Genomic DNA, 11458 nt, shown 5'->3' with positions numbered 1-11458 from the left:
GCCATGACCGCCCGGCCACTCGCGCTCGCCGCGAACAACGCCACGGGCTGAACGCCGCCGCTCCCAGGCCGGCAACCCTCGCCCAACCGCTGCTCCTGCCGGCCGCCGCCGAGCAGCCCATCCGCTCTCGGGGACGTGTCCCCGCGGGTCCCGCTTCGACCAAAAAAAGGAGACACCCTTGAAATCGTCCAGATCATTTCTCTTCGGCCTTGCATCGACCGCGGCGCTCGCGCTGGCGGTGACCGCCTGCGGTGGCGGCAGCGGCGGGGGCTCGTCGTTCGCGGGCTTTCCGATCCAGCCCGTCGCACCGGCCGCGCCCACCTCGCCCACCGCGCCGACCGACGAAGTGCCGGCGCAGCCCACCGACCCCGTGGCCGAGGCGGACGACAGCTTCGACACCTACTACAACGTGTGCCGCGGCACCAACCCCAAGTGCTACAACAACTGGGGCGCGTTCGACACCACGCCCGATCGCGTGCTGGTCTACTCGCGCACCGCGGGGCCGCGCCACGCTGTGCTCGGCACGCCGATGGGCACGGGCCTCAACCCGGTGATGAACCCCGACAACATCATGCAGGCCGGCCTCGTGCGCATGCTCACGGCCGAAGGCATCACGGTCGACTGGACCGAAGACGTCGCGGTGCTCGGCAGCCGCATCAACAACTACAAGGCCATCATCTTCGCGAGCTCGAACCGCGACACCTTGTGGAACGGCGCGGTCACCACGAGCCAGGACGCCGCGCGCACCGCGCTTCGCAACTACATGCGTCGCGGCGGCGGCTTCGTCGGCCTGCACAACGCGTTCGGCGCCGAGTACAACTGGCCGTACTACGAAGGCCTCCTGGGCAACGCGAACTTCTACAACCACGGGCCGAACCGCGCGGGCGATGTCGAGATCGTCTCGGACGACCCCTCCACGAAGGACGTGCCCAAGCGCTTCTCTTTCCAGGACGAGTGGTACAACCTCACGCCCTTCCCCACGAAGGTGAAGTTCCTCGCCAAGGTCGACACGTCCACGCTGAAACCCTTGACCTCCGCGCCGCACCCCGGCCACGCGGACTTCCATCCGGTCGCCTGGTGCCAGTACTACGACGGCGGCCGCGCATGGCTCACGACCCTCGGCCACAACGCGCACTCGTTCACCGCGGACCTCTCGGGCGTCGGCGCCATCGAGTTCCAGAAGCTGGTCGTGCAGGGCGTGAAGTCCGCGATGGGCCTCACGCCTTTCTGCACCGAGTAACGGCGCAACGGCGACCGCCCACGCTCGACCCCATCCGTTCCACCTTCACCGAGTAGAGACATCCATGAAGAAAAAATCATTGGTCACGCTGCTTATTTCCTGCGGCGTGCTCGCATCGCCGTTGCTGATCACCGCGTGCGGCGGATCGTCGGGCGGCGGCGCGCCCGCGTTCCCGGTGGTGCCCGCGCCGCCCGCGCCGCCGCCTCCGGGGCCCGGCACGCCGCCACCCCCGCCGCCCGCACCCGCCACGCCCTCGGCCAACCTGTCGGACTGCTGCACGGCAGGCGACAAGGACTTCCCCAAAGTCGGCGGCAACCTGGGCAACCAGAACTACTCCAGCCTCGCGAAGATCGACAAGGCCCAGGTCGCCAGGCTCGGCGGCGCCTGGGTCAACCAGATCGAAGGCGGCATGGCCACCGGCAACAACCAGAGCACGACGGTGGTGGTCGACGGCACGATCTACATCGAGTCCGCGGTGGGCAACGTGATCGCGGTCGATGGCAAGACCGGCCTCACGAAGTGGAAGTGGACCACGCCCTACGGCGCGATCACGCGCCGCGGCGTGGCGGTCGCGAAAGACCTGGGCCTGGTGTTCACCGTCGCCACCGGCAACCGCTTGGTGGCGCTGCGCACCGACACCGGCGCCATCGCGTGGATCAAGCAGTACCCCAGCAGCGCCACCGACCCCGACTACCAGGGAGCGCTGCAGAAGGTGGCGCTGGTCTATCACGACAAGCGCCTTTTCCTCGGCACCAACGACGGCAACCGCGGCGCCGCGTTCTCGGCCGATGCGCTCACCGGCAAGGTGCTCACGTCGTTCTGGGGCGTGCCGCGCGCCGGCGAGATCGGCTACGACACCTGGGGCGGCGCGGCCGAGTCGGACCGCGCGGGCGCCACGCCGTGGATCCACCCCGCGGTGGACCCGGAGCTGGGCCTCATCTACTGGACCTTCGGCAATGTGCGCGGCGGCTCGTCGCAGAACGGATCCACGCGGCCGGGCCTGAACCTGTTCGCCAACTCGCTCGTCGCGCTCGACCTGAAGACCGGCGAATACAAGTGGCACTTCCAGTCGGTGCACCACGACATCTGGGACATGGACAACGTGATGTCGCCCGTGCTCGCCGACGTGAAGATCGACGGCAAGGACCGCAAGGTCGTCATCTATGGCAGCAAGACGGGCATGTACTACATCCTCGATCGCAAGGACGGCAGCGCGCCGTTGGGCATCGACGAGGTGCCCGTGAAGCAGGACGCCCGCCAGGCCAGCTGGCCCACGCAGCCGCTGCCGCGCCAGGGCGCATGGACCGAGACCTGCATCGTCGACCAGCCGCTGGGCACCGCCATTCCGGGCGACCCGAACCGCGCCGTGCCCAACTACGTGAAGGGGTGCTTGTACGACGCGCACTGGGACGTGCCGATCCTCTCGATCCCCGGACACGGCGGTGGCGCGAACTGGAACCACCAGGCCTTCAGCCAGCACACGGGCCTCGTGTACACCGGCATGGGCTACGTGTCGGCCGCGCACTCGCTCACCGAGTCGAGCAACGGCCTGCGCCCGCCGGGCACCTACATGACGGGCGCGGTGGTGGCGGTCGATCCGAGCACCAACCTCGTGAAGTGGAAAAAGCAGATGCCGTACTCGCTCGCGCACGGCAACGGCATCCTCACCACCGCATCGGACCTGCTCTTCATCGGCCAGCCCGACGGCAACCTGCTCGCGATGGATGCCAACGACGGCAGCGAACTGTGGCGCTTCCAGACCGGCGCTGCGATCAGCGCGAGCCCGATCACCTACGAGATCGACGGTGAGCAGTACGTGGCCGTGTTCGCGGGCGGCACGAGCATTCCGTACGGCGATTCGGCGCCGCGCGGCGACCGGTTGTGGGCCTTCAAGGTCGGCGGCACGGTGATGCCACCCGCAACGCCGGCACCGCCCGTCGTGCGCCGTCCGGTGTCCGGCTCGGCGGTGGAGGGCGCGGCGCTGCCGACGCCCAACACCGTGTTCCTCGCGCGCGTGCAGACGCCGGCGAACGCGCCCGGCACGGCCGAGTCGACGGCGGTGAATGCGATGACGCCGACCTTCATGCGCGTGCCGGCGAACACCACGGTGACCTTCACCAATCCAGCCGCCAACGCCAACACGCACTGCGCGACGCAGTTCTTCGAGGGCAGGTTCGATTTCAGGTTGGCCCCGGGCCAATCGGCGACCCACACCTTCGACACACCCGGCGAGTACTTCTACAACGACTGTCATAGCCCGCGTCCTACGGGCAAGATCGTCGTATATTGATACCGTCCCTCAACCCCAACCACTGAAGGAGCAATGCGATGAAATGGTGCAAGCCTGAGTTCGAAGAGCTGCGTTTCGGCTTCGAGATCACGATGTACATCTCCGCTCGCTGAGAGCGGACCACAACGGCACCGGCCTCCACCGGTGCCGTTTTTCTTTGGGTCGTATGAAGCTATTGGTTCTAGGTTCAGGGGCGGGCGGCGGCTTCCCGCAATGGAATTGCAACTGCCGCCTGTGCGCGGGCCAGCGAACCGGCCAGGTGCGGGCGAGCCCTCGCACCCAAAGCTCCATCGCGGTGTCCGCCAACGGCGACGACTGGGTGCTCCTCAATGCATCGCCCGACATCGGCGCACAGTTGCGTGCGTCGAAGGCACTGCAGCCGCGCCATGGGGTGCGCCACTCGCCCATCCAGGCGGTGGTGCTGATGGACTCGCAGATCGATCATGTCGCAGGCCTTCTGAGCCTGCGCGAAGGACCGCGGCTGCAGCTCTACTGCACGCCTGAATCCTACGAAGACCTCACCGGCAGCCTGCCGCTCCTGAACGCGCTCGACAAATACTGCGGCGTGACCTGGCACCCGATGCCGCTCGAGGCCGGCGGCGGCGCGTGGCACGAGATCGCCGGCCTGCGCTTGCAGGCCGTGCCCGTCCCCGGCAAGGCGCCGCCGTATTCACCACGCCGCCAGACCGAGGCACGCAGCGACAACGCCGCCGTGCTCATCGAAGACCCGTCCACCGGCAAGCGCGTGCTCTACGCGCCGGGCCTCGCGCAGGTCGGCGATGCCGAACGCAAGAGCCTCGATGCCTGCGACTGCGTGCTGGTCGACGGCACCTTCTGGACCGAGGACGAGATGCTCACCGCGGGCCTCGGGACCAAGCGCGCGGCCGACATGGGCCACCTGCCGCAATGCGACGGACCGCACGGGTCCGGCATGCTGAAAGCACTCGACGCCTGCGCCGCAAAACGCAAGGTGCTCATCCACATCAACAACAGCAATCCCATCCTCGACGAAGACGGCGCGGAGCGCGCGGAGCTCACGCGCCGCGGCATCGAGGTCGCCTTCGACGGCATGGAACTGGAGATCTGAACAAGTGACGCAGCAACAGCACCAGGAGCCGTGGTCCCCGCAGGTCTTCGAAGCGAACCTGCGCGCGATGGAGTCGCGCTACCACAGCCATCATCCGTTCAATCGCCGCCTCAACGCGGGCGAACTGCAGCCGTTCCAGGTGCGCGGCTGGGTGGCCAACCGCTTCTATTACCAGTGCCGCATTCCGGTGAAGGACGCGGCCGTCCTCTCCAACTGCGACGACCGCGCGACGCGCCGGCGCTGGGTGGTGCGCATGCTCGACCACGACGGGCATGACGGTCACGAAGGCGCCAACGCGGGCGGCATCGAGATCTGGACGCGCCTGGGCATCGCCACCGGCCTCGCGCGCGAGACGCTCGAATCGCATGCGCTGGTGTTGCCCGGCGTGCGCTTCGCGGTCGATGCGTACGTCAACTTCGCGCGCACCGCGCCGTGGCAGGAGGCGGTGATCTCCTCGCTCACCGAGATGTTCGCGCCGCGCATCCACAAGGACCGGCTCGCGGGCTGGCCCACGCACTATCCGTGGATCGACACCTCGGGCCTGGATTACTTTCGCAGCCGCATCCCGCTGGCCGACCGCGACGTCGAGCACGGCCTGGAGGTCGCGATGCAGTGGTGCACCACGCGCGAGCGGCAGGAGCGCGCGCTGCAGATCCTGGGCTTCAAGCTGGACATCCTCTGGGCCATGCTCGATGCCATCGAGCGCGCCTATCCCGACGATCTTGCGAAAGAGCAGCAGCCATGACGCAATGGACCGACAGCGCGCAACCGTCGCTTGCCACGATGTACCGGCTGCAATGGGAGGACGCGCAGCAGTGCCACGTGCTGCTGTTCCCCGAGGGCATGATCAAGCTGAACGGACCGGCCGCGGAGATCCTGAAGCGCTGCGACGGCAAGACCTCCGTGGCCGCGCTCGTCACCGACCTGGAGACCACCTTCGGCGAAGCCGACCTGCGCGCCGACGTGATCGAGTTCCTGGAGCAGGCCCATGGACGCCACTGGGTCCGGTGACCTCCAGCAGCGCGCGGTGGCCGCGAAGCCGCCGCTGTGGCTGCTCGCGGAGCTGACCTACCGCTGCCCGCTGCATTGCGCGTTCTGCTCCAACCCCGTCGACTACACGCAGTACAGCAACGAGCTCGGCACGGACGAATGGATTCGCGTGTTCCGCGAAGCACGCGCGATGGGCGCGGTGCAGCTGGGCTTCTCGGGCGGCGAGCCGCTGGTGCGCGACGACCTCACGGAACTCGTCGCGGCGGCGCACGACCTGGGCTTCTACACCAACCTCATCACCTCGGGCGTGGGCCTCACGCCGCAGCGCGCCAAGGCACTCAAGAAGGCGGGGCTCGACCACATCCAGCTCTCGTTCCAGGACTCGAGCCGCGAGCTCAACGACTTCCTCAGCTCGACCAAGACCTTCGACCTCAAGCAACGCGTGGCCCGCACGATCAAGGACCTCGGCTATCCGATGGTGCTGAACTGCGTGATGCACCGCTACAACCTGCCGCACGTGGGCCGCATCATCGAGATGGCCGAGTCGATGGAGGCCGATTTCCTGGAGCTCGCCAACGTGCAGTACTACGGCTGGGCCTGGCGCAACCGCGAGATGCTGATGCCCACGCGCGCGGCGCTGGCCACCGCCGAAGCCGTGGTCGACGAACACCGCCCGCGCCTGGACGGCCGCATGAAGATCCTCTGGGTCGTGCCCGACTACGCCGAGGGCAAGCCCAAGCCCTGCATGGCCGGCTGGGCCAGCGTGTTCCTCGTGGTCGCGCCCGATGGCGTGGCCCTGCCGTGCCACAGCGCGCGCATGCTGCCGGGGCTCGACTTTCCGAGCGTGCGCGATCACTCCATCCGCGAGATCTGGCAGGAGAGCCCCGCGTTCGGCGCCTACCGCGGCACCGGCTGGATGAGCAGCACCTGCCAGAGCTGCGAAGACAAGGAGAAGGACCACGGCGGCTGCCGCTGTCAGGCGTTTCTTCTCACCGGCGATGCGGCCGCCACGGACCCGGTGTGCCCGAAGAGCCCGCAGCATGCAGAGGTCGAGGCGATGGTCGCCGCGGCGGCGGACCCGCGCGATGCCGGCACGCCGATCCGCTTCGTGCCGGGCGCGCGGCGTGCGGGCGAACTCGTTTTTCGCACCGATGCCAATGCGCGCGGCTGAGCCGGCCCGCACATGACGATCGTCCATCGGTTGCCGTTGAGCGGTGGCCATGTCATGCACGTCGAGGAGCACGGCAATCCGCGCCGGCTGCCCGCGCTGGTGCTGCACGGCGGGCCCGGCTCGGGGAGCTCGCCGCTGCTGCGCAGCCACTTCGATCCCACGCGCTACCGCATCATCTGTCCCGACCAGCGCGGCGCGGGCCGCAGCACACCCGCGGGATCGATCGCACACAACACGCTCGCCGATCTGCTCGATGACCTGCGGTGTCTTCGCGATCATCTGCAGGTCGATCGGTGGCTGGTGGTCGGCGGATCGTGGGGCGCCACGCTGGCGCTCCTGCATGCGCTGGACCAGCCTGCCGCAGTCGCCGGGCTCCTGCTGCGCAACGTGTTCCTCGCACGCGCTTCGGACGTCCACGATTTCTTCGCAGAGACCGCGAGGCATGGCGGCGCCGAGTGGCGCGTGCTGTGGGACGAAGCAGGGCGCCGGCAATGCCCGATCACGACGGTGCTCGCGGACATCTTCGCGCACGGAACGTGGGAGCGGCAGCGGGATGTCGCGCGCTGCTGGTTCGACTGGGAGCAGCGCATGTCATGCGGGAGCGCCGTACCGCTGGGCGATGACGCTGCGTTGCAACGGCTCGTGTCGCGCTACCGTGTGCAGAGTCACTACCTGAGCCACGGGTGCTGGCTCGGCGCGCCCACGCTGCTCGAGCGATGCGCCGCGCTGCCTGCCGTCCCCACGCTCATCGTGCACGGGACGCGCGACGCCCTGTGTCCACCGCAAGGCGCTCAGGCGCTCGCGGACATCCTGCGCGGCCGCGCCGCCCTGCAATGGGCAGAAGGCGCGGGGCACGACCCCACGCATCCCGCGCTCGCCGCCGCGATGCAGCAGGCGTTGCGCGACTACGCGACCACGCAGGCCTTCAGCGCAAGCGCTCCTTGAGCGGATCGCCGATCAGCGCCACGCGGCCATCCTTGCGGCGCGTCCACAGCCGCTCGTTGCCGTGGCCGTCGTCGGCGGCGAAGAGCACCGCATCGCCGAGCGCGCGAAAGCCCAGCGGCAGCGCGTTGCGCGCACCGGCCGCCACGTCGGCCACCGCACGCGTGCCGGCCGTGGTGCCGTCGCTGGTCCACGGCTCGACGCCCATCGCGCTGCCGCCGTTCGCGGAGAACCACAGCGTCGAGCCGATCACCGCGAAGCGCGCGGGCGATCCGCTCTCTGGTCCCGGTGCGATGTTCTTCACCCGCACGGTGCCCTTGGCGGTGCCGTCGCTGCGCCACAGCTCCGCGCCGGACGCACCATCGGTCGCAGCGAAGTAGACGCGGCCGCCCATCGTTGCGAACGGGCTGGAGATGGAGCCGCCCGAGCCAGCGCGGATGTCCTTCACCAGCATCGTGCCGCCTTCGGTGCCGTCGCTCTTCCAGAGCTCGGTGCCGTGCACGCCATCGTCCGCCGCAAAGTACAAGGTGCGGCCGACCGCGACCAGGTGCGAAGGGCGCGAAGGCGATGCGCCTTGCCGGATGTCTTTCACCATGCGCGTGCCGCGTTCGGTGCCGTCGCTCTTCCACAGCTCGATGCCGTGCTCGCCATCGTGCGCGGTGAAGTAGAGGTCGTCGCCCATTGCGGTCAGCGCCTGGATGCCCGCGTCCTCGGGGCCCGCACGAACGTCCTTCACCACGCGCGTGGTCTCCGGCGTTCCTTCGGTGACCCAAAGCTCGTGGCCGTGCTCGCGTGTGGTCGCGGTGAAGAAGAGGCGCTTGCCCGCAACCGTGAGCTGCCGCGCCACCGCGCGAGGCCCTGCGTCGATCGACGACACGCGCGTCGTCGTCTCCGCCGTGCCCGATGTCTTCCACAGCTGGAACCCCGTCTTGCCGTCGTCCGCCACGAAGTACAGCGCGTCGCGGAACACCGTGAGTTCGCTCGGCATCGCGCCTTCCTCGCCGGGCCGCAGGTCGATCACGCGCGTGGTGCCCGCGGCCGTGCCGTCGGTGCGCCAGAGTTCGAGGCCGCTCGCGCCGTCGGTGGCCGTCGTGTAGACGTGGCCCTTGAACAGCGTCTGCCCTGCAGGGAAAGAACCGCGGAAGCCCGGACGGATGTCCTTCAGCATGCGCGTGCCGGCGCCGCTGCCATCCGTGACCCACAGCTCCTGGCCCGATGCGATGTGGAAGGCGCTGAAGAGCATCTTCCCGTTGAGCGGCACGAGGCCGGTGGGCGAGACGAAGGCCAGCGCCTGGCGCTGCTCGGGCAGCACTTCGCGCTCGGGGTCTTGCGCGACGGCGGGCAACTGCACCCCCACCAGCAGCGCGAGGGCGGCCAGCCACGCGGGCCGCATGGCGCACAGAGGGACGCGCCGCATCTCAGCCTCCGAACCACCGCGCCGGCGCGATCACCAGCTGCGGAAACGCCACCATCACGAACAGGATCGCGAACTCCGCGATCATGAATGGCACCACGCCGCGCGTGACGTCGTCCATCGATATCTTCCCGACGCCGGCCACCACGTTGAGCACCGTGCCCACCGGCGGCGTGACCAGCCCGATCGAGTTGTTGATGATGAAGAGCACGCCGAAATACACCGGATCGATCCCCGCCGCCTTCACCACCGGCATGAGCACCGGCGTGAGGATCAGGATGGTGGGCGTCATGTCCATCGCGGTGCCCACGACCATCACGATCACCATGATCGCCACCATCAGCAGGATCTGGTTGCCCATGAAGGGCTCCAGCAGGCCGACGATCTTGGAGGGCAGGTCGGCCACCGTGATGAGCCAGGCGCTCACCATCGCCGCGGCGATCAGGAACATCACGATCGCGCTGGTCTTGGCCGCGCTCACGAAGATGCCGTAGAGGTCGCGCCAGGTGATCTCGCGGTAGATCACCGTCGAGACGAAGAGCGCATACACCGCAGCCACCACCGCGGCCTCGGTCGGCGTGAAGACGCCCATGCGCAGGCCCACGAGGATGATCACCGGCAGCATCAACGCCCAAGTCGCCTTGCGGAACGTGGCGAAGATCTCGGCCGACGATTTGCGCGGCGGCGGCACGATCTTCTCGCGTCGCACGAGCCACGCCCAGGTGAACCACAGCGCCGCGCCGATCAAGAGGCCCGGCACGATGGCCGCGAGGAACAGCTTGGAGATCGACACGTTGGCCGCCACCCCGAAGATCACGAGGCCGATGCTCGGCGGAATCACCGGCCCGATCACGCCCGTGGCCGCGATGAGGCCCGCCGCGCGCGGCTTGTCGTGGCCGGCCTTCACCATCATCGGCAGCAGCAGCGCGGTGAGCGCCGCGGCGTCGGCCACGGCCGAACCCGAGAGCGCCGAGAGCAGGCAGCCGGCCATGATGGTCACGTAGCCCAGGCCGCCCTTCACATGGCCGACCACCGCGAGCGCGAAGTCGACGATGCGTTTCGAAAGGCCGCCCACGTTCATGATCTCGCCGGCCAGCATGAAGAAGGGCACGGCCAGCAGCGGAAAGCTGTCGGCGCCGCCGATCACGTTCTGCGCGAGGATCTGTGCGTCGAAGAGGTCCAGGTGCCACATGAGCGCCACGCCGCTCGCGAGCAGCGCGAACGCGATGGGAATGCCCATCGCCATGGCGAGAAGGAGAGAGCCGACAAAGACGAGGATGGTCATTTGCGCGCTCCCGGCGTCTCGTCCTGCTGCGAGCCCAGGATCTGCTGCAGCTGCACTGCCTCTTCCGATTCCTGCACCATCACCAGATCGCTCTCGGCGATGCGGCCCATGAGCAGGCGCAAGAGGTCCAGCGCGAGGATGAAGCCGGCCAGCACCGAGAACACCACGCCCGAGGCGTACACGATGGCCATCGAGGCGCCGGTGACCGGTGCCGTCACGTCCCAGTTGATGCGCGCCTGCGCGACGCTGCCCTGGAACAGCAGCCACACGATGTAGAGCATCACCACGTGGCCCACGGCCAGGCAGATCTTCTTGCCGATGGGCGGCAGCTTCTGCACCACCATGTCCACGCCCAGGTGGCCGTGCTCCTTGAGCGCGACCACTGCGCCCAGGAAGGTCATCCAGATGAAGAGCCAGCGCGAGACTTCTTCGGACATCGTGATGCCTGAGTTGAAGCCGTAGCGCAGCACCACGTTGCCGAACACGAGCACCACCATGACCGCGAGCGCGGCCGCGATCAGCGCCTCGATGCCGGTGCAGCAGCGATCGATCCAGCGGTTCATGGCGCGGCCGCGGCCAAGGCTGTTCTTTGCATCTCCACCAGCGCGCGCAGCGCGGCCAGGTACGACAGCGGGCCGAGCCCCTGCACCGTGCCCTTGACCGCCGGCGAGATGATCGAGTGCGCGCGCCACGCCTCGCGCGCGGCGATGTTGGACATGTGCACCTCGATGGTGGGGAAGGGCATCGCCTTGATCGCGTCGTGCAGCGGCACGCCGTGCTGCGTGAGGCCCGCGGGGTTCACCAGCGCGCCCTGCGCATCGTCGATGTGCGTGTGCAGGAAGTCGATCAGGTCGCCTTCGTGGTTCGACTGGATCGTCTCCAGCGTCACGCCGAGTTCGTCCGCGAGCGCCTGCAGTTGCGCGTTGATTTCGGCGAGCGTGGTCTTGCCGTAGATGTGGGGTTCGCGGCGGCCGAACAGATTGAGGTTGGGGCCGTGGAGGACGAGGATCTTCATGGGGAGCTTCGGTGAGGGGCTTAT

At 68.4% G+C, this 11458-nt stretch carries 12 protein-coding genes; 8 read left to right on the top strand and 4 right to left on the bottom strand.

The window, feature by feature from the left end:
- The first annotated feature begins 178 nt into the window (after nt 1-178).
- The 8 genes from JC881_RS32040 to JC881_RS32005 all read left to right on the top strand — a co-directional run bounded on the left by JC881_RS32040 (nt 179) and on the right by JC881_RS32005 (nt 7723).
- Nucleotides 179-1240, top strand: a complete 1062-nt coding sequence (locus tag JC881_RS32040; protein WP_198789785.1) for a ThuA domain-containing protein — start codon at nt 179-181, stop codon at nt 1238-1240.
- 64 nt (nt 1241-1304) lie between these two features.
- Complete coding sequence (locus JC881_RS32035) at nt 1305-3530, top strand: outer membrane protein assembly factor BamB family protein (RefSeq protein WP_198789784.1); 2226 nt, start codon at nt 1305-1307, stop codon at nt 3528-3530.
- 38 nt (nt 3531-3568) lie between these two features.
- Complete coding sequence (pqqA, locus tag JC881_RS32885; protein WP_080898329.1) at nt 3569-3643, top strand: pyrroloquinoline quinone precursor peptide PqqA; 75 nt, start codon at nt 3569-3571, stop codon at nt 3641-3643.
- 53 nt (nt 3644-3696) lie between these two features.
- A complete protein-coding gene (pqqB, locus tag JC881_RS32025; protein ID WP_198789783.1) occupies nt 3697-4617 on the top strand; it encodes a pyrroloquinoline quinone biosynthesis protein PqqB in 921 nt (306 codons plus the stop codon).
- A gap of 4 nt (nt 4618-4621) precedes the next feature.
- A complete protein-coding gene (pqqC, locus tag JC881_RS32020; RefSeq protein ID WP_198789782.1) occupies nt 4622-5362 on the top strand; it encodes a pyrroloquinoline-quinone synthase PqqC in 741 nt (246 codons plus the stop codon).
- Complete coding sequence (pqqD, locus tag JC881_RS32015) at nt 5359-5628, top strand: pyrroloquinoline quinone biosynthesis peptide chaperone PqqD (RefSeq protein ID WP_198789781.1); 270 nt, start codon at nt 5359-5361, stop codon at nt 5626-5628. The genes pqqC and pqqD overlap by 4 nt, the downstream gene beginning before the upstream one ends.
- Nucleotides 5606-6778: a pyrroloquinoline quinone biosynthesis protein PqqE gene (pqqE, locus tag JC881_RS32010; RefSeq protein ID WP_198789780.1), complete on the top strand. Its 1173-nt coding sequence runs from the start codon at nt 5606-5608 to the stop codon at nt 6776-6778. The genes pqqD and pqqE overlap by 23 nt, the downstream gene beginning before the upstream one ends.
- A gap of 12 nt (nt 6779-6790) precedes the next feature.
- Nucleotides 6791-7723, top strand: a complete 933-nt coding sequence (locus JC881_RS32005) for an alpha/beta fold hydrolase (protein WP_198789779.1) — start codon at nt 6791-6793, stop codon at nt 7721-7723.
- Here JC881_RS32005 and JC881_RS32000 read toward each other — a convergent pair.
- Genes JC881_RS32000 through JC881_RS31985 form a run of 4 tightly spaced genes read right to left on the bottom strand, consistent with a single transcriptional unit; the run spans nt 7704 to nt 11434 of the window.
- Complete coding sequence (locus JC881_RS32000) at nt 7704-9137, bottom strand: ELWxxDGT repeat protein (RefSeq protein ID WP_198789778.1); 1434 nt, start codon at nt 9135-9137, stop codon at nt 7704-7706. The genes JC881_RS32005 and JC881_RS32000 overlap by 20 nt on opposite strands.
- A 1-nt stretch (nt 9138) precedes the next feature.
- On the bottom strand, nt 9139-10419 hold the full coding sequence (locus JC881_RS31995) for a TRAP transporter large permease (protein WP_198789777.1): 1281 nt from the start codon (nt 10417-10419) through the stop codon (nt 9139-9141).
- Nucleotides 10416-10982: a TRAP transporter small permease gene (locus JC881_RS31990; RefSeq protein WP_198789776.1), complete on the bottom strand. Its 567-nt coding sequence runs from the start codon at nt 10980-10982 to the stop codon at nt 10416-10418. Before JC881_RS31990 ends, JC881_RS31995 begins: the two co-directional genes overlap by 4 nt.
- Nucleotides 10979-11434, bottom strand: coding sequence for a type II 3-dehydroquinate dehydratase (locus JC881_RS31985; RefSeq protein ID WP_198789775.1), 456 nt, complete (start codon nt 11432-11434; stop codon nt 10979-10981). Before JC881_RS31985 ends, JC881_RS31990 begins: the two co-directional genes overlap by 4 nt.
- Nucleotides 11435-11458: the final 24 nt, after the last annotated feature.

The sequence above is a fragment of the Variovorax sp. IB41 genome, assembly GCF_016405905.1.
GTDB lineage: Bacteria > Pseudomonadota > Gammaproteobacteria > Burkholderiales > Burkholderiaceae_C > Variovorax.
This window is presented reverse-complemented; position numbering and strand designations above follow the sequence as displayed.